Raw genomic sequence first — 16,267 nt, 5'->3', positions numbered from 1 at the left:
ATTCCAGAGAGGCTGCCGTGACCATTTTCGAGAAGGCCACCCGGGAGAAGTTCCGCTATCCGTCGGCCAAGGGTCTGCTGACCACGGAACAACTGTGGGAGCTTCCGCTGACCGCCAGGTCCGGCTTCAGCCTCGATGATGTGGCCAAGGCGGTCAACGCCGAGCTCAAGGCCGTCGACACCGAGTCGTTCGTGGCCACCGAGGCCAATCCGGCCAAGGCGACCTTGGAGACCAAACTGGAGGTCGTCAAGCACGTCATCGCCGTCCGCCTCACGGAGGACCAGGCGGCGAAGGCGGCGGCGGCCAAGAAGCTGGAGAAGGAGAAGCTGCTGGCGGTCCTGGCCCGCAAGCAGGACGCGGTCCTGGAAGACCTGACCGAGGCAGAGCTCCTGGCCCGAATCAACAACCTGTAGCCCGCCGACAATCAGCGTCTGCCAGCGGACCCGCACATCGCCGAGAAGTACGGTCGCCATGCAAGATCTGTGCGGCCAGGCCGGCGCTCACCGCCACTTCTCGGCGACCTCACATCGGTACGACAGCGACCGCGACGCCCTCTCATCGGCTACTTGTTTCATTGACCTGCGACCGTGGCCCGGCCAGGCTTCGGTCGAGGCGCCCGGGCTGTCGCTCACTTTTCGGCTGCCCACGCTGGTCGTGTGGCTCTCATTTGGCCTGCGCGGCCCGGGCGCCGCCCCAGGGCGGGGAGAGGCTCAAGAGGGGTTTGCTCGGCTCGAAGTAGCGTTGCCCTCCCGGCTCGACAACCAGGTGGATCGAGCATCGGAGGACGCGGTGAGCGGCACGTCAGATCGTGTGGTCATCGGGATGGACCCGCACAAGCGCTCTGCCACGATCGAGGTCATGGCCCGCGACGAGACCATCGTCGGCGGCGGCCGGTTCGACACCGACCGCGACGGCTACACAGCGATGAGGACCTACGCCAGCCGATGGCCGAACCGGGTCTGGGCGATCGAGGGCTGCCAAGGCATCGGCCGGCACATCGCCAACCGGCTACTGGCCGACGGCGAGCAGGTCGTCGACGTCCCGCCGAAGCTGTCCGCCAGGGCGCGGGTGTTCGCCACCGGGCAGGGCCGCAAGACCGATGCCACCGACGCCCACTCCATCGCGCTGGTCGGTACCCGCATGGCCGGGCTGCGCCCGGTGGTCAACGATGAGCAGCTCGCCCTGCTGCGGATCCTGGTCGACCGGCGCCGGTCTTTGGGTGAGGACCACACCCGGATGGTGTCCCAGCTGCACCAACTGCTCCTCGAACTCATCCCGGGTGGCGCGAAGAAGAGCCTGTCCGCCGCCCAAGCCAAGGCACTGCTGGCCACGGTCCGGCCCCGAGACGCAGTCGGCAAGACCCGACGCCGGGTTGCCGCGGAGCTGATCGGGGACCTCGATCGCGTCTACCGGCGTTCCCAGGACGCCGACAAGGAACTGAAAGAGCTCGTGGCTTCCACCGGCACCACGCTGATGGACCTGCACGGTGTTGGACCGTCCGGCGCCGCCCGGCTGCTGGTCGAGGTCGGCGACATCACCCGCTTCCCGAACCGGGCCCACTTCGCCTCCTGGAACGGCACCGCGCCCATCGACGCTTCCTCCGGCGAGCAGGTACGACACCGGCTCTCCCGTGCCGGCAACCGGCAGATCAACCGGGTACTGCACATCATGGCCACCGTCCAGCTACGCAACCCCACCGAAGGCCGCGCCTACTTCGACCGCAAGAAGGCTGCCGGCAAGACATCGATGGAAGCGATGCGCGCCCTGAAACGACGCCTGTCCGACATCGTCTACCGGTGCATGACCGACGACGCCACAGCCGCTACGGCGGCGGGCCCGGGAGGACAACGGGGAACGGCAACTGGCTCCAACGTGACCGGCTCTCATCCCCCAGCCGGCTCTTCGGAGAAGTCACTTCCCGGACCCGCCGAGACCCAGGATAGAACTCCCCTCCCGGCGGTGTCTTGACACAGAGGGGAGCCATGACCGTGCATCGCGTCCGGCACGACCAACGCCCGATCAGCGGCTCTACGATGTCGTGAGGGGCGGGTCTCGCCACCAGGGTGGCTGAGCCGGCGGCAGTTCGCCAGCTGATCCAGGCCTTGGCCGTCAAGCAGACGACCGACGGGCACTGCATGTGTCACGGCGAACTCGCCTTCGAGTTCTTCGACCGAAGCGGGCGGCTGACTGCAGCCGTGGGATCTCACCACGCCACCTACCTGCTGCAGATGCCCGTCGGTGCGGGCGCGGGCGGCGTGTTGGTGGGCGCGGCTGGTCATCGAGTCCACGCTCACCGTCCAACCGATCCGGCCCTGCACGCATCGCCCGCGGCCTGCAACGCCGACAGGATCTTGTCCCAGGTCCCGTCCCGCTGCCACCGGCGGAACAGGCCGTACACGGTGGGCCAGGGCGCGTACTCAGCCGGGACGTCCCGCCATGGGGTGCCGATGCGGATCCGCCACCGGATCCCATCAATGAGCTGTCGATTCTCCACTTCGGCGGACGACCTGTCCTCGGCGCGGCAGGCAGCAACGGAGCCAAAACAGCCCACTGCCCGTCGGTCAGGTCATGCCGCCTTGTCAGCCGACCTGGCGGCCTGCTCGATCTTCGCGCAGTAGGCTGCCCGGGCTTCATCGTCGATCTGGTTCTCGTGTTCGGCGCGCAACCCGGTCCGGCCGTCGAGGCCCTCGCGCAGGATATCGGCGTGCCCGGCATGCCGGATGGACTCGCCGAGGACATGGACCATGATGGCGAACAGGTTCGTGTCGGCATAAGGCTCCGGCCACCACGGCACGTGGCCGGGGGCGTCGAGGGGAAGCGCGTTGATCGTCGCGTCCGAGTGTTCCCACACGCGCCGGTAGAACGCGATGATCTGATCGCGGGTCTCGTCCTCGGTCGCCCACAGATCGCTGCCGTTGGAGTCCTGCCACCGTGGCAGCAGTTCCGGGGAAGGGCGGTCGAAGACCTCGCCGAAGTACCTGGCCTCGACGGTGGCCACGTGTTTGACGAGGCCGAGGAGGTTGGTCCCGGTCGCTGTCAAAGGTCGGCGGGCGTCGTATTCGGACAAGCCGTCGAGTTTCCAGAGCAGCGCCTTGCGGTCCCGCCGCAGTCTCCCGTACAGGTTGGCTTTCGCGAAATCATCGATCATGCGGCATGAGCCTGCCATGGGCTACTCGTGGTCTCAAGATCCCGTACGTGCTCCGCAACGACCGGCAGAGCCGAGGCCTGGTCATGGCACCGCCCTGACCTGCTACAAGAAGCTCGCGAAACTTGCCACGTGAGACAACCTCTTACGAAACACGCCTTAGTCCTCGGGAGGCGTTCACCCTCGAAGAGGGAGTGCAGGCGGGCCCCCACGGATCCGTGCTCAGCTACCCAGGTGAGGAGCGCGGGCAGTTGGGCTGCTCCCAATCTGCTCCCGATCTAAGGGGCGACAGCGCGAAAGCCCGTCACCTATGGTTCCGGTGACGGGCTCGCTACCTGCAAATATTAACGGTGGGCGATACTGGGATCGAACCAGTGACCTCTTCGGTGTGAACGAAGCGCTCTCCCGCTGAGCTAATCGCCCTCAGCGCCGCTGACTCTACCTGATCGAGGGACCGGACCGGAAATCCGGGGTCCGCGCGCCGCGCCGCGGTCGGTCGACCCGACAGAACGCCGGGTCGGCCCGGGTCAGTGCGTCGCCAGGTAGTGCAGCGCCTCGGCGACCACGTCGATGCCGAAGCTGTACTTCAGTGACAGCCAGACCACCGAGCCGACGAAGACCAGGCCGACGGAGCCGAGCACGAAGCGTACGGCCAGTGAGCGGTCCTTCACCCACTGGGTCCAGTTGTGCACGTGGCGCCGGGTGAAGCCGAGCAGCCGGCGGGCCCAGTGGAACTCGACGGCCCAGATGCCGAGGCCGGCGATCACCAGCAGCCAGCCCGGCCCGGGCAGCGGGATGAGGGCGATGCCGATGGTGACGACGAGGGCGCCGGCGATGGCGATGAAGATCTTGAGGGTGACCCGTCCGGTCGGGTTGGCCCGGATCAGGTCGAGGGTGGTGCTCAGCCGCTGCCGCCAGCGGGGTCGCTGCCGCCGCTCGGTCAGCGTCGTGCCGCCTGCGCCATCCCGCCCGGTCGTCGGCCGACCGGGCCGGTCGTGCTGCTCCGTCGGCACCCCGTACCCCCGCCTTTCGGCTGCCCGGGCCGCGACGTTCGGCGGGCCCGGCACTGCCATCGGATCCACTGAGGATCGTTTCGTAACCATTTCCTCCCCCAGTGTGGCTCGCGCCCGTCACTGCAACGGCCGACTGGACGTTACCGGAGTAAGTCGACGACTGAACCACCCGATGCCGGGCGGGATCACGCACTGGGCAGAACCGGAAATCCTACATGAATATTCACATTCACGCGGCCTTTCCGACCCCCTTCCCACCACTGGGTGAAGTCAGCGTATGGCGGAGCGTAGCCAGGAGTAGCACCTGAGTATGGGAAAAGCGGGACACGCGCGTTCCGCAGCGGTGCCGGGGGGAGATCGTCCATGAGTGTCATCCGACCGACGACCGTAGAGGTCGAGACGTCGCTAAGGCTCGTCGCACCTGACGCCACCGCCTTGCCGGTGCGTGCCAGTCTGCGTTACGACCCTGCTGATCCGTATGCGGTCCATGTCCTGTTCCACGCCGAATCCGCCGGCGGCGAGGCGGTCAGCTGGTCGTTCGCCCGGGAGCTGCTGGTCACGGGCCTCGACGAGCCGGCCGGCATCGGCGACGTGCGGGTCTGGCCCTGGGCCACCCCGCGTGGGGACTTCGTCGCCCTGGCGCTGTCGTCGCCCGACGGCAACGCCCTGTTCGAGGTGCCGCGCAGCGTCCTGGTGCGCTTCCTGCGGCGGACCTACGTCGTCGTCCCGCGCGGTCGCGAGGCCGAGCACCTGGACGTCGACACCGCGGTGACCCGGCTGCTCGCCGGCCGCTGAACCACCGGCCACACCGGCCGTCCGGGGCCGCGCGGATCTGCCGAGTCCGCGCGGCTCCGGCCCACCAGGGGGTACGCGCACCGTCTCCCGCCCTTCGTCAGGCTCAGCCGTGGGTGGTGATGCCGCCGTCGACCGGGATCACCGCACCGGTGAGGTACGCCCCGGCGCGGGACGACAGGTAGATCGCGGTGCCGGCCATGTCCTCCGGCCGGCCGATGCGACCCAGCGGCACCTGCCCCTCGATGGCGGCCCGGGACGCGGGGTCGTCCAGCGCGAACGCCATCATCTTGCTCTCGAACGGCCCCGGCGCGATCGCGTTGACGGTGATCTGCTCGCCGGCGAGCTGGTGGGCCAGGCTGCGGGTGAGCATGTGCACGGCGGCCTTGGTCGCCGAGTACGCGTACACCTCCATCATCGGCACCCGGATGCCGTCGATGGAGCCGATGTTGATCACGCGGGCCGGGTCGTCGGCGCTGGCCGACGCGCGCAGCGCGGGCAGCAGCGCGGTGGTGAGCCGGAAGACGGCCTTGACGTTGACGGCCCAGAGCTTGTCGAACGCGCTCTCCGGGTACGACTCCAGCGGCGCGCCCCACGTCGCGCCCGCGTTGTTGACCAGCACGTCGAGCCGGTCGAACCGCTCCCGGACGGTGGCGGCCAGGCCCTCGGCGCCGGCGTCGTCGCCGAGGTCGGCGGGGATGGCCTCGCAGCGCCCCTCGGCGGAGAGTTCCTTGGCCACGGCCTCGCAGACGTCCGCCTTGCGGGACGAGATGATCACGTGTGCGCCGGCCCGGACGAAGCCCTGGGCGATCATCAGGCCGATCCCCCGCGAGCCGCCGGTGACCAGGACCGTCTTGCCTTCGACCGAGAACAGATCCGTCATGCCCATCCCATCAGCGAGTCGGCCGGGGCCGCCGGGGGCGGGGCGGCCCGATCCGGCGCGGACCGGCTCCGGCCGTGCCTCCACCGGACGGCGCTACCGTTCGGTAACGTAGCCCGCCCCCGACGACCTCGACAACCCCCGCCGGGCGCCCGCGCGGCCCGGCGCACCGCTCGGCCGGCGGGCCGGAGCCGCGGTGCGACCGGCCGGCCGCTGGCCTGGGCGGCCTTTCCGGGATGCGTCGACCGTCGCCCCGGGCTACCGTCGCAGGCGATGGTCTCTTCCGGTCAGCTCTCCCCCGCTCCGCCCGGCAACCCGGCGACCGCCCCCGCCGAGATCGACACGGTCGCCCTCGGTGACCTCGCCCCCGAGCCGCGCTGGCGTCGTCCGGTGCTGCTGGAGAAGGACCTGCTCGTGCTGACCACGGGCGGACACGGCACGGCCGAGCTGGACTTCCGCGCCCTGCCCTGCCGCCCCGGCACGCTGCTGCGGGTGCGCGCCGGCCAGGTGCTGCGCTGCGCCGGCCCGCAGCTCGACGCGACGGTGGTGCGCTGGGATCCGGCGGCGCTGCGCGGGCTCGACGTCGACCCGGACGCCGTCCCGGCATGGCTCCAGCTCGCCGGCGAGGACGAGGACGCGGTGATCAACGAGGTGAGCCAGCTGGCGGTGGACTGCCAGCGGCACCGGGGGTTGGCCGTCGCGCGCGGACTGCTCCGCCACCAGCTCGCCGTGCTGCTGCTGCGGCTGTCGATGCTGCCCGAACGCGCCCACCCGGCGACCCGGGCCGAGGCCGCCACCTTCCATCGGCTGTGCCGCGAGGTCGAACGCGGCTACCAGCACACCCGCCGGGTCGAGGACTACGCCGCCCGGCTGGGCTGCTCGGTGCGCACGCTCACCCGGGCCTGCCTGGCGGTGACCGGCCGCAGCGCCAAGCAGGTGGTCGACGAGCGCGTGGCCCTCCAGGCGAGCCGGCTGCTGGCCGCCACCGACGAGCCGATCGCCCGCATCGGCCGGCGGCTGGGCTTCTCCGAGCCGACGAACTTCGGCCGGTTCTTCACCCGGGAGGTCGGGGTGAGCCCGGGCGCGTTCCGCGCGGCCCGTGAGCAGCCGGTACCCGGGCCGGTGGTCCGTCCCCGCCCGCCCGCCGACGCGACCGGCCGACCGCGCGGGGCATGATGTCGGGGTGCAGATCTCCGCGCGCGGCGACTACGCGGTACGGGCGGCCCTGAGCCTCGCCACCGCGTACCCTCGGCTGCTGTCCACCCAGGCCATCGCCACGGAGCAGGACATGCCGCGCAAGTTCCTGGAGGCCGTCCTGGCCGACCTGCGGCGGGCCGGCATCGTCCGGGCGCAGCGCGGCGCCGAGGGCGGCTACACGCTGGCCCGGCCGCCGCGCGAGGTGACCGTCGGCGCGGTGCTGCGCGCCGTGGAGGGTCCGCTGGCCGGGGTGCGCGGGCTGCGCCCGGAGGAGACCAGCTACGAGGGCGCGGCGGAGAACCTGCCCGGGCTCTGGGTCGCGGTGCGGGCCGCCGTGCGACGGGTGGTCGACGAGGTGAGCCTCGCGGAGATAATCAGTGGCCGGTTGCCCGCCCACGTCCGTAGGTTGACGGCTTTGCCCGACGCCTGGGAGCCGCGCTGATGCCCACGCCCGTCCTGCACACCGACCGACTGCTGCTGGAGCCCTACCGGCCGGACGACGCCGAGGACGCCGTGTCGCTGCTCGCCGACCCGGAGGTGGGCCGGTTCATGGGCGACGGCCCGCTGAGCGCCGAGGCGGCCGGCGCCCTCTTCGGGCGGATCTTCACGAAGGTCTACGCGGAGGACCTCTTCGACGTCTGGGCGGTGCGCCGGGACGGTCGCTACGTCGGGCACGCCGAGATCAAGCGGACGGACCAGGTCGACGGTCACGAGATCATCTACGCCCTGGCGGAGCCGGCCTGGGGCGCCGGTCTCGGCACGGAGCTGGCCCGGGCCCTGGTCCGCTACGGGTTCGACACCCTCGGCCTGCCCCGCGTGTACGCGACGGTCGCCGACGCCAACCACGCCTCGCTGTCGCTGCTGGCCAGGATCGGCTTCGTCCACGAACGCGACATCGCCGAGGACGACGGCAGCGTGACCCGCGTGCTCGTCATCGACCGCGCCCCCGCCTGACCAGGGCCGGCCGGCCGCGCCGTGGGGCGGGGTCCGGCCCGGTCAGGGCCCCGGCGGCGGGCCCGTCGTGGTGTAGCCGCCCCGGTGGTAGACCAGTGGGTCCCCGTCCTCGCCGCCGCCGAGCGCGAGCGGCTCGACCACGAAGAGGGTGTGGTCGCCGAGCGGCACCCGGTGCGCGACCCGGCACAGCAGCCGGGCCAGCGCTCCGGTCAGCAACGGCACGTCGAACGGCCCCGGCGTCCAGTGCGGATAGGCGGCAAACCGGTCGATCCCGCCGGTGGCGAAGACCCGGGCGGCCTCCCGCTGGTGGGCGCCGAGCAGGTGCACGGCGACGTGCTCGGCGCGGGCGAAGACGGGCCAGCTCGACGAGGCGGTCCCGAGGCAGAACGAGACCAGCGGCGGGTCCAGCGAGACCGACGTGAACGACGTGGCGGTGAAGCCGGCCCGGACGGGCCCGCCGGAGGCGTCCGGGTGGGCCGGCGCGCTGCCAGGGGCGACGGCGGTGACGACGGTGACGGTGGCGGCCTGCCGGCGCAGCAGCGTCCGGAACAGGTCCCGGTCCACCGGCAGCAGGTCGGCGTCGCCCTGCCTGGGCCACTCCACGGTGGTCACGCCGGCTGCGGGGTCGGGTGGGCGCCGGAGGCGCCGGGCAGCCCTGCGTCGACGGGCAGGCGAGCCGCGTGGAGAAGATCGTCCCGCTGCGTCATCGCCCCATGCTGCCGGGGGCCGGGGCCCCGGTCAATGCCCCTAGCGGAGACGGGATCGACGTCGGCCGGCACCGCCCCGAACCCCTATGCCGGCGGGTGGGGTTCGACGCCCTCGGACGCACAGGCGCCCCACCACCGTCCAGAGCGGACGGGCGGGGTTTCACGATTCGGCGATCCGGGCATGTTCGGGTTCGACAGGGCAGGGAAGGGAATCGAAGGGAGTCCGACGATGGGTCTGATGTTCCGCAAGCGCAAGAAGTACGGTCCGATCATCCTGAACTTCACCGAGAACGGCTTCTCCTCCTGGAGCATCAAGATCGGTCGCTGGTCCTGGAACTCGCGGGCCAAGGCGCACCGGGTCGACCTGCCGGGTCCGCTGTCCTGGAAGCAGGACAAGTCCCGGGCGTGAGGTCCCGAGGTCGAGCGGGGTGCCGGTGATCCACCGGCACCCCGCTCGGCGTTCGCGTCAGGACGCCGGCCCGTCCCCGCGCGCCGAGACGACCACGTCGCCGCCGAGCCGACCGTGCTCCGGGTCACGGGTCGCCTCCCCCGCGTCGAGCAGGCCGGTCAGCGCCCGGACGGCATCGGACGACCGGTAGGCGGTCGCCGTGAGGGCGTGCCGGCGCAGCTCGGTGACCGTACGCGGGCCGGAGCGCGCCAGCTCCGCCAGCAGTTCGCGGCGCAGCGGGCCGGGCTCCGGGGCGGCGACGACGTCGAGCAGCCGCCCCGCCGGGTCGCGGTAGCGCACGCCGGCGGCACCGTCGACCGCCCAGAGCGCCTCCTTGAACGCCTCCAGGCTCTTGTCCGACCCCGTCGCGAAGGCGAGCAGCCGCGCCGGGGTCCCGTCGGCGGGCACCAGCTCCACCTCGGTCGTCAGCGGGAACCCGGCGTCGGCGAGGGCGGCGCGCGCGGGGGTGCCGGCGGCGGTGGCGAGCAGCACGTCCGCCGGCTTGCCGATCGCCGCGGCGGTCAGCACGGCGGGATCGGCGGCGGCATCGTCCACGACGGACAGCAGGGGCGCGCCGGCCGCGCCGGCCGCCTTGACCGCCACCGGCAGCCGGGCCGGTCCGCCGGGTACGAGGTGCACGGCGACGCCCGCCGGCAGCTCCGCCTCGACGGCGCCGAGCCGGGCCGGCAGTTCCTCGGTGCCGTCGGCGAGCACCAGCACGGTGAGCTGGCGACCCCGCAGCCGGTCGGCGTGCCGGGCGACCACCCGCAGCGCGGCCTCCGCGGAGCCGGCGTCGCCGCCGGCGTACGCCAGGGCCAGGGTGGCCCGCCGGGCGCGGTGCAGCGCCCCCGGCAGCCAGGTCTCCAGGTGTCGGACGAGCAGCTCGCGCAGGACGGCGTCGGTCGGCATGCTGCCGTTCTACCGCACGCCCGTCCCGGGCCGGGCACAGCTCCCCCATCCGGGCCGGACGGCGCGGCGCGCGGTCGGGGCGGGGTCCCGTCCCCGGCGGTCAGGACGGGACGCCGTCGGATCCCGCTCGGGTCAGGCCGGGACGGAGACGCCCACGCCGCCACGGGTCTGGCCGCCGTAGCGCCGCCGCTCGGCGTCCAGGTCGAGCCGGCCGATCCGCTTGCGGGCGGCCAGGGCGGCGTCGTCGAGCCGGTCGGCGGGCACCAGCCAGACGATCTCGAACTCCAGCCCGTCCGGGTCCTGGCCGTAGAGGCTCTTGGTGGTGCCGTGGTCGGACGCGCCGACCAGGGCGCCGGCGGCGGCGAGCCGCTGGGCGGTCACCTCCAGCTCGTCGAGGGTGTCGACCTCCCAGGCCAGGTGGTAGAGCCCGACGGTGCCGCGGCCGGCGGTGGAGGGGCCGGTGCCCGCGCCGACCTCGAAGAGGCCGAGGTCATGGTCGTTGGTGGAGCCGGGCGCCTGGAGGAAGGCGGCGCCCCGGAAGCCGTCCGGCGTCATCGGGATCGGCCGGAAGCCCAGCACGTCGCGGTAGAAGGCGACGCTGCGGGCGAGGTCACTGACGTAGAGCACGGCGTGGTTGAGGCGGTGGATTCCCATGTCACCGACGCTAGCGCGGTTTTGTTGAACGTTCAACTATCTGGCGTATGATGGGCGTCATGACCCGCTGGCTGGACCCCGACGAGCAGCGCACCTGGCGCGCGTACCTGACCGCCTCCCGGGCGCTGATGGAGGCGCTGGACCGGGAGCTGCAACGCGACGCCGGGATGCCGCACGCCTACTACGAGATCCTGGTCCGGCTCTCCGAGGCGCCGCAGCGGCGGCTGCGGATGAGCGACCTCGCCGAGGCCAGCGGCTCCTCGCGCAGCCGACTCTCGCACGCCGTGGCCCGGCTGGAGGCGGCCGGCTGGGTCCGCCGCGAGGAGTGCCCCACCGACCGGCGCGGGCAGATCGCCGTCCTCACCGACGAGGGATTCGCCACCCTCGCCGCCGCCGCGCCCGGCCACGTCGAGGGGGTACGCCGGCACCTGTTCGACGCGTTGAGCCCGGCCCAGGTGGACCAGTTGCGCCGGATCAGCGAGACGCTCGCCACACACCTGACCGGTTCTTGACCAATACACTCCCGCTCGGGTCTTGTACTTACCGTCGTCGGATGAGCACGATGGGGCGTGCCTTCCGGCTTCGGTGAACTGACTGACCAGGCGCATTACCTGGTGTCCTCCGGCGACCTCGCCGGTGCCCAACGGCTGCTCGCCGACGCGCTGACCGACGCCGACCCGCGTCCGGCCAACGCCACACCCGAGCTGGCCGAGGCCGCCAGCCTCCAGGCCCGCGTGCTGGTCGCCCTCGGCGAGCCGCACTCGGCCCGGGGCTGGGCCGCCTTCGCGTACGCGGCCGCGACCCGGCTGCACGGGCGCTCCGACCAGCGCACGGTGGCCGCCGCGGCCACCCTCGCGGCGGTGCTGCACCGGGTCGGCAGCTGGTCGCGCGCCGCCCGGCTCTACCAGGAAGTGATCATCGAGCTGACCGCGCTCGACGGTCCCGAGTCGCTGCGGGTGCTCGCCGCCCACGCCGACCTGGCCACCGTGGAGTACGCGCGCGGCCAGTGCCAGGTGGCCCGCGACCGGCTGCTGGACGCCTGGGAGCTGCACCGCGAGGTCTACGGCGACGGGCACCCCAGCGGCATCAAGATGCTGGCCCGGCTCGGGGCGATGCGGCGCGACTGCGGGCAGTTCGCCGAGGCGCACGACAACCTGGCGCTGGCCAGGGAGCTGTGCCGGCAGCACCTGCCGGCGGACGACCCGCTGGCCACGCAGGTGGCGGGGCTGGCCAGGGCGGCGGCCAACCCGGACCACGTCTGCGCCGACACCGCGCCCGTCGACCGGGACGGTCCGTTCGTGCCGTCCGCGCGCACCCCGCCTCCGGGCGACGGGCCGGCGACGGCACAGCACCCCTCGCAGGCGGGCTACCGCCCGGCGGAGCCGGACCCGTACGCCGGGCCGCCGCACGTGGTGCCGACGCCCCGGCAGCCGACGGAGGACCCGCCGTCCGGCTGGTGGCCCCCGGAGGCCGACGCCGGGGACGGGCCGGCCGACAGCGCCGTGCCGCCGGCGGTCGTCCCCCTGGCCGGCGGCGCCACCGAGGAGGCCGAAGGGGTGCACCGGGTCCGTCAGCCCGGCGCGCCCGAGGAGCCCTACCAGCCGTCGCGGCTGCTGCCGGTGCCGGTGCACCGCGCCCCGTCCCGGCGCGCCAACCGGCTGCTGCCGCTCGCCGTCGGCGGCGTCCTGGTGGTGCTGCTGGGCACGGCCGCGGTGATCGCCGGGGTGGCCGGGGTCGACGGTGACCCCGATCCGGCGCCGCCGGCGGCGACCGGCGCACCGGCCTCCACGCGGGCCGGGGACCCGGCCGGCACGGGCGCCCCGCCCGCCGCCAGCCCCACGGCCGGGGCCGTGGCCTCCCCCGGCAGCCCGCCGGGCTCGGTGACGCTGCGGGACAACCGCGACAACGTGGCGCTGCGCTGGACGTACCCGGCCGGCGGGGAGGGCCCGGTGGTCATCTCGGGCGGCCGGGAGGGCCAGGCGCAAACGGCCTTCGCCAACCTGCCCGCCGGCACCACCGCCTTCGTCGTCTACGGACTGAACCGCAGCACCGACTACTGCTTCACCGTCGCGGTCGTGTGGTCGACCGACACGATCGCCCGCGCCCAGCAGGTCTGCACCCGCCGCGGCTGACGGCCCTCTTGACTGACGGCTAGGGCCGCTCCGGGTCGGGCAGGGCCGGTAGCAGCAGCCGTACCCGCAGCCCCGGACCGCCGTCCCGGCCGGGGTGGGCGTCGGTCAGGACGATGCCGCCGCCGGCCCGGCGGACCAGCTCGCGCACGATGGCCAGCCCGAGGCCCGCGCCGCCGTCGTCGCGGGCGCGGGCGTCGTCGAGCCGGGTGAACCGCCCGAAGACCCGCTCCCGGTCCGCGGCCGGGATCCCCGGCCCGTCGTCGGTCACCGTCACCAGGTGGTACGCGCCCGCGCCGCTGCCGCCCGCTCTCCCGCCCGCGGTCCCGCCGTCCGGCACTCCCCGACCGGCCGTCCCGCCGGCGCCGCCCGCCTCGTCGGCGCCCGGACCGGCGGTCAGCACCACCTCGCCGTGGGCGTGCCGGACCGCGTTGTCGACCAGGTTGGTGAGGATCCGGCGCAGCTCGTCGGGGTCGCCCTCGGTCCACAGCGGCGTCACCGGCGCGTCGAGGCGCACCGGCGGCGACGGGTACCGGGCGGCCACCGCCGCCAGCAGGGCCCCCAACTCGACCGGCCCGGTGGCCCGCGCCGTCGGCCGCTCGTCGAGCCGGGCCAGCAGGAGCAGGTCGTCGACGAGCCGGCCGAGCCGCTCGGTGTCGGCGAGCAGGTTCGCCGACACCGCCGTCCAGTCCGTCCGGTCGGCGAGCCGCCGGGCGACCTCCAGCTCGGTGCGGATGTTCGTCAGCGGGCTGCGCAGCTCGTGGGCGGCGTCGGCGACGAACGCCCGCTGCCGGTCCCGGGCGGACTCCAGCCGGCCCAGCATCCCGTTGAGCGTGACCGCCAGCCGGTGGATCTCGTCCTGCGACGCCGGTACGGGCAGCCGCCCGCCCCCGTCCCGCCCGGTGATCTCCTCGGCGCCCCGGCGCAGCGCCTCCACCGGGCGCAGGGTCGCGCCGACCACCCGCCATGCCACGGCGGCCAGCACCGCCACCAGCAGCGGGAAGCTCACCAGCAGGATGGTCCGTACGACGTGCGCGCTGTGCCGTACGTCCGCCAGCGACCGGGCCACCAGGACGGTGCGCGGGTCGGTGGCGGTGCCCGCCGGTACGGTCACCACCCGCACCGGCCCGGCCAGGCCGACCCGCTCCCCCGACACCGTCAGCCGCTGCCGCGCGCCGTAGTCGATCCGTCCCGGCGACACCATCGGCACCAGCCGGTCGGCGTCGATCGAGGCGGCCCGGACCCGGCCCTCGGCGTCGATCACCTGCACCCGGACCTGTCCACCGGCCACCGGCAGCGGATCGGGCAGGACCTCCTCGGCGGCGAGCAGCGCGACCGCGTCGGCGGTCTGGAACGCCTCGGTGTCCACGGCGCGTTGCAGGGCCCAGCCGAGCACGGCGAGCAGGACGAGCCCGCCGACGGCCAGTCCCCCCGACACCCCGAGCACCCCGACCGCCATCAGCCGCCCGCGCAGCCCGAGCGCGCCGCGCATCCCGGCAAGGAAGGGCACCTTCCTGTCGCGTACGCGATAGGAAGGTGCCCTTCCTTCGCTGTTCACGGGGCGAGCCGGTAGCCGGCGCCCCGGACCGTCTCCAGACGCTCCCGGCCGATCTTGCGCCGCAGGTACCCGACGTAGACCTCGACGGCGTTGGGCGCCGTCTCGACGCTGGCGTCCCAGACGTGGTCGAGCAGCTCCGTCTTGGAGACCACCTCGCCGGGGCGGCGCATCAGGTAGTCGAGCAGCGCGAACTCGCGGCTGGTCAGCGCGACCTCGGCGTCGGCCCGGGTCACCCGCCGCCGGGCCGGGTCGAGGCGCAGGTCGCCGACCGCGAGGACCGTGGGGCGTTCGGGGGCGCCGCGACGCAACAGGGCCCGCAGCCGGGCCAGCAGCACGACGTACGAGAAGGGCTTGGTGAGGTAGTCGTCGGCCCCGCAGTCCAGCCCGTCGGCCTGGTCGTACTCGCCGTCCTTCGCCGAGAGCATGAGCACCGGGAGCCAGTGCTCCTCGGCGCGCAGCCGGCGCACCAGCTCGTAGCCGGAGAGGCCGGGCAGCATCACGTCGAGGATCATCGCGTCGTACCCGCCGTGCCGGGCCGCGTCGAGCCCTGCCGGGCCGGTCGCCGCCACGTCCACCGCGAACCCCTCGGCCTGCAGACCCCGTTGCAGGGCGGACGCCAGCCGCGACTCGTCCTCCACCACCAGCAACCGCACGGGGTCAAGGGTGCCACCCGCGCGGGCGGTCGTACGGTCGTCCTCAGCGCCCTCACAGCGTCGTTCGGGCAGGATGTCGGCAGGAGGTGTCACATGTCCGTCCTGAAGAGCCGTCCCGTCCTACGCTGGCTGGTCCCGGTGACCGCCGTCGTGACCGTCATCGGCGGCGGCGCCGCGCTCGGCACGTTCGCTGCCCAGGCCGAGCCGAGCCTGCCGCCGCGTACCGCCGCCCAACTCCTGGTCGACCTGCAGACCTCCCGGCTGGAGGGGCTCTCCGGCACGGTCGTGCAGCGCGCCGACCTGGGCCTGCCGCCGCTGGCCGGCCTGGTCGCCGGCGACGGGCCGGCCGGCCTGCTGACCGGCACGCACACGCTGCGGGTCTGGCACTCCGGGCCCGACCGGCAGCGCATCGCCCTCGTGGACACGCTCGGCGAGCGGGACGTCATCCGCAACGGCCGCGACGTGTGGGCCTGGAACAGCCGGTCCAACACCGCCACCCACCGCACGCTGCCCGAGGGCGCCGCCGGGGCCGAGAGCCGGGAGTTGCCGGTCACCCCCGGGGAGGCGGCCGACCGGGCCCTGGCGGCGATCAGCCCGAGCACCGAGGTGAGCGTCGGCCGGTCCGCCACGGTCGCCGGCCGGGACGCGTACGAGCTGGTGCTCGCCCCGCGCGACGCCGCCTCGCTGGTGCACCAGGTGCGCATCGCCATCGACGCGCGCCAGCACGTGCCGCTGCGCTTCGAGGTCTTCGCCGACGGCAGCGACAAGCCGGCCTTCGAGATGGCCTTCACCCAGGTGTCGTACGCCCGGCCGGACGCCGAGCAGTTCACCTTCAACCCGCCGCCCGGGGTGAAGGTGACCGAGGAGACCGCCGGGAGGCAGCCCGCCGACGCGCCCGGGAAGCGCCCGGCGCACGGCGAGCGGCCGGACGTGCGTACCGTCGGCGAGAGCTGGGCCACGGTGGTGGTCGCGCGGCTCGACGGCGCCGGCGCGCCCGCCGACCGGGCCGGGGACGGGTCGACCGGCGACCCGGCGGCGCTGCTCGGCAGGCTGCCGAAGGTCAGCGGCGACTGGGGCAGCGGCCGGCTGCTGACCGGGAAGCTGTTCAGCGCGCTGCTCACCGACGACGGCCGGCTCATCGCCGGAGCGGTGACGCCGGAGCGGCTCTACGAGGTCGCCAGGAGCTGAGGACCGGCAGTCCGGGGGCCCGCCACGCGGCGGGCCCCCG

At 73.7% G+C, this 16,267-nt stretch carries 18 protein-coding genes, 1 tRNA gene and 1 pseudogene; 10 read left to right on the top strand and 10 right to left on the bottom strand.

What is annotated here, in order from left to right; all coding sequences use genetic code 11:
* Positions 1 to 17 precede the first annotated feature (17 nt).
* On the top strand, positions 18 to 413 hold the full coding sequence (locus AC0OO9_RS23695) for a hypothetical protein (protein WP_484512443.1): 396 nt from the start codon (positions 18 to 20) through the stop codon (positions 411 to 413).
* Positions 414 to 471: 58 nt separating this feature from the next.
* Complete coding sequence (locus tag AC0OO9_RS23690) at positions 472 to 1,968, top strand: IS110 family RNA-guided transposase (protein ID WP_484512442.1); 1,497 nt, start codon at positions 472 to 474, stop codon at positions 1,966 to 1,968.
* 251 nt (positions 1,969 to 2,219) lie between these two features.
* Here AC0OO9_RS23690 and AC0OO9_RS23685 read toward each other — a convergent pair.
* The 4 genes and pseudogenes from AC0OO9_RS23685 to AC0OO9_RS23670 all read right to left on the bottom strand — a co-directional run.
* Positions 2,220 to 2,634 (bottom strand): annotated as a pseudogene (locus AC0OO9_RS23685) (IS5 family transposase); the annotation flags it as partial.
* Positions 2,567 to 3,148: a DinB family protein gene (locus AC0OO9_RS23680; RefSeq protein ID WP_484512441.1), complete on the bottom strand. Its 582-nt coding sequence runs from the start codon at positions 3,146 to 3,148 to the stop codon at positions 2,567 to 2,569. The pseudogene AC0OO9_RS23685 and the gene AC0OO9_RS23680, both read right to left, overlap by 68 nt.
* A 348-nt stretch (positions 3,149 to 3,496) precedes the next feature.
* A tRNA-Val gene (locus tag AC0OO9_RS23675) sits at positions 3,497 to 3,568 on the bottom strand.
* Between the two features lie 104 nt (positions 3,569 to 3,672).
* A complete protein-coding gene (locus tag AC0OO9_RS23670; RefSeq protein WP_484518023.1) occupies positions 3,673 to 4,218 on the bottom strand; it encodes a TIGR02611 family protein in 546 nt (181 codons plus the stop codon).
* Between the two features lie 303 nt (positions 4,219 to 4,521).
* On the opposite strand from AC0OO9_RS23670, the gene AC0OO9_RS23665 reads away from it, so the two are divergent.
* Positions 4,522 to 4,953 carry an SsgA family sporulation/cell division regulator gene (locus AC0OO9_RS23665; protein WP_053653619.1) on the top strand — a complete coding sequence of 144 codons (432 nt, stop codon included), beginning with the start codon at positions 4,522 to 4,524 and terminating at the stop codon, positions 4,951 to 4,953.
* A 103-nt stretch (positions 4,954 to 5,056) separates the two neighbouring features.
* On the opposite strand, the gene AC0OO9_RS23660 is transcribed toward AC0OO9_RS23665, so the two are convergent.
* Positions 5,057 to 5,833, bottom strand: a complete 777-nt coding sequence (locus AC0OO9_RS23660; RefSeq protein ID WP_151457604.1) for a glucose 1-dehydrogenase — start codon at positions 5,831 to 5,833, stop codon at positions 5,057 to 5,059.
* 270 nt (positions 5,834 to 6,103) lie between these two features.
* On the opposite strand from AC0OO9_RS23660, the gene AC0OO9_RS23655 reads away from it, so the two are divergent.
* The 3 genes from AC0OO9_RS23655 to AC0OO9_RS23645 are packed head-to-tail and all read left to right on the top strand — an operon-like array spanning position 6,104 to position 7,981.
* Positions 6,104 to 7,006: a helix-turn-helix transcriptional regulator gene (locus AC0OO9_RS23655; protein WP_327030964.1), complete on the top strand. Its 903-nt coding sequence runs from the start codon at positions 6,104 to 6,106 to the stop codon at positions 7,004 to 7,006.
* 7 nt (positions 7,007 to 7,013) lie between these two features.
* Entirely contained in the window at positions 7,014 to 7,469 is a 456-nt protein-coding gene (locus tag AC0OO9_RS23650; RefSeq protein ID WP_121398934.1) for an RrF2 family transcriptional regulator, read from the top strand.
* Positions 7,469 to 7,981: a GNAT family N-acetyltransferase gene (locus AC0OO9_RS23645; protein ID WP_484512439.1), complete on the top strand. Its 513-nt coding sequence runs from the start codon at positions 7,469 to 7,471 to the stop codon at positions 7,979 to 7,981. The genes AC0OO9_RS23650 and AC0OO9_RS23645 overlap by 1 nt, the downstream gene beginning before the upstream one ends.
* 42 nt (positions 7,982 to 8,023) lie before the next feature.
* On the opposite strand, the gene AC0OO9_RS23640 is transcribed toward AC0OO9_RS23645, so the two are convergent.
* Positions 8,024 to 8,593: a flavin reductase family protein gene (locus AC0OO9_RS23640; RefSeq protein WP_484512437.1), complete on the bottom strand. Its 570-nt coding sequence runs from the start codon at positions 8,591 to 8,593 to the stop codon at positions 8,024 to 8,026.
* 324 nt (positions 8,594 to 8,917) lie between these two features.
* Here AC0OO9_RS23640 and AC0OO9_RS23635 point away from each other — a divergent pair, with 324 nt between their 5' ends.
* A complete protein-coding gene (locus tag AC0OO9_RS23635) occupies positions 8,918 to 9,097 on the top strand; it encodes a DUF4236 domain-containing protein (protein WP_007075522.1) in 180 nt (59 codons plus the stop codon).
* A gap of 57 nt (positions 9,098 to 9,154) precedes the next feature.
* Here the strand turns inward: AC0OO9_RS23635 and AC0OO9_RS23630 are convergent, their stop codons facing one another.
* Together AC0OO9_RS23630 and AC0OO9_RS23625 are read right to left on the bottom strand one after the other, a co-directional pair.
* Positions 9,155 to 10,045: a hypothetical protein gene (locus AC0OO9_RS23630; RefSeq protein WP_484512435.1), complete on the bottom strand. Its 891-nt coding sequence runs from the start codon at positions 10,043 to 10,045 to the stop codon at positions 9,155 to 9,157.
* Positions 10,046 to 10,177: 132 nt separating this feature from the next.
* Entirely contained in the window at positions 10,178 to 10,699 is a 522-nt protein-coding gene (locus AC0OO9_RS23625) for a VOC family protein (RefSeq protein WP_484512433.1), read from the bottom strand.
* A gap of 50 nt (positions 10,700 to 10,749) precedes the next feature.
* On the opposite strand from AC0OO9_RS23625, the gene AC0OO9_RS23620 reads away from it, so the two are divergent.
* Together AC0OO9_RS23620 and AC0OO9_RS23615 are read left to right on the top strand one after the other, a co-directional pair.
* Entirely contained in the window at positions 10,750 to 11,211 is a 462-nt protein-coding gene (locus tag AC0OO9_RS23620; protein ID WP_484518022.1) for a MarR family winged helix-turn-helix transcriptional regulator, read from the top strand.
* Positions 11,212 to 11,268: 57 nt separating this feature from the next.
* Positions 11,269 to 12,831, top strand: a complete 1,563-nt coding sequence (locus tag AC0OO9_RS23615) for a fibronectin type III domain-containing protein (RefSeq protein WP_484512432.1) — start codon at positions 11,269 to 11,271, stop codon at positions 12,829 to 12,831.
* A gap of 19 nt (positions 12,832 to 12,850) precedes the next feature.
* Here the strand turns inward: AC0OO9_RS23615 and AC0OO9_RS23610 are convergent, their stop codons facing one another.
* Both AC0OO9_RS23610 and AC0OO9_RS23605 read right to left on the bottom strand, forming a co-directional pair.
* Positions 12,851 to 14,287 (bottom strand): sensor histidine kinase, encoded by a 1,437-nt coding sequence (locus AC0OO9_RS23610; RefSeq protein ID WP_484518021.1) that lies wholly within the window; start codon positions 14,285 to 14,287, stop codon positions 12,851 to 12,853.
* Between the two features lie 95 nt (positions 14,288 to 14,382).
* Positions 14,383 to 15,039, bottom strand: a complete 657-nt coding sequence (locus tag AC0OO9_RS23605) for a response regulator transcription factor (protein ID WP_132240027.1) — start codon at positions 15,037 to 15,039, stop codon at positions 14,383 to 14,385.
* A 93-nt stretch (positions 15,040 to 15,132) separates the two neighbouring features.
* Here AC0OO9_RS23605 and AC0OO9_RS23600 point away from each other — a divergent pair, with 93 nt between their 5' ends.
* A complete protein-coding gene (locus AC0OO9_RS23600) occupies positions 15,133 to 16,227 on the top strand; it encodes a LolA family protein (RefSeq protein ID WP_484512429.1) in 1,095 nt (364 codons plus the stop codon).
* Positions 16,228 to 16,267: the final 40 nt, after the last annotated feature.

It is taken from the genome of Micromonospora sp. USAFONa4 (genome assembly GCF_057197825.1).
The sequence above is the reverse complement of the archived record's forward strand: the minus strand, read 5'-3'. Positions and strand labels throughout refer to the sequence as shown.

Excerpts from the sequence above, each read along its gene's own strand:
- AC0OO9_RS23690 (WP_484512442.1), top strand. The coding sequence starts at position 472 with ATGCAAGATCTGTGCGGCCAGGCCGGCGCTCACCGCCACTTCTCGGCG.
- AC0OO9_RS23680 (WP_484512441.1), bottom strand. The coding sequence starts at position 3,148 with ATGATCGATGATTTCGCGAAAGCCAACCTGTACGGGAGACTGCGGCGG.
- AC0OO9_RS23670 (WP_484518023.1), bottom strand. The coding sequence starts at position 4,218 with ATGGCAGTGCCGGGCCCGCCGAACGTCGCGGCCCGGGCAGCCGAAAGG.
- AC0OO9_RS23665 (WP_053653619.1), top strand. The coding sequence starts at position 4,522 with ATGAGTGTCATCCGACCGACGACCGTAGAGGTCGAGACGTCGCTAAGG.
- AC0OO9_RS23660 (WP_151457604.1), bottom strand. The coding sequence starts at position 5,833 with ATGACGGATCTGTTCTCGGTCGAAGGCAAGACGGTCCTGGTCACCGGC.
- AC0OO9_RS23655 (WP_327030964.1), top strand. The coding sequence starts at position 6,104 with ATGGTCTCTTCCGGTCAGCTCTCCCCCGCTCCGCCCGGCAACCCGGCG.
- AC0OO9_RS23645 (WP_484512439.1), top strand. The coding sequence starts at position 7,469 with ATGCCCACGCCCGTCCTGCACACCGACCGACTGCTGCTGGAGCCCTAC.
- AC0OO9_RS23635 (WP_007075522.1), top strand. The coding sequence starts at position 8,918 with ATGGGTCTGATGTTCCGCAAGCGCAAGAAGTACGGTCCGATCATCCTG.
- AC0OO9_RS23630 (WP_484512435.1), bottom strand. The coding sequence starts at position 10,045 with ATGCCGACCGACGCCGTCCTGCGCGAGCTGCTCGTCCGACACCTGGAG.
- AC0OO9_RS23625 (WP_484512433.1), bottom strand. The coding sequence starts at position 10,699 with ATGGGAATCCACCGCCTCAACCACGCCGTGCTCTACGTCAGTGACCTC.
- AC0OO9_RS23620 (WP_484518022.1), top strand. The coding sequence starts at position 10,750 with ATGGGCGTCATGACCCGCTGGCTGGACCCCGACGAGCAGCGCACCTGG.
- AC0OO9_RS23610 (WP_484518021.1), bottom strand. The coding sequence starts at position 14,287 with ATGGCGGTCGGGGTGCTCGGGGTGTCGGGGGGACTGGCCGTCGGCGGG.
- AC0OO9_RS23600 (WP_484512429.1), top strand. The coding sequence starts at position 15,133 with ATGTCCGTCCTGAAGAGCCGTCCCGTCCTACGCTGGCTGGTCCCGGTG.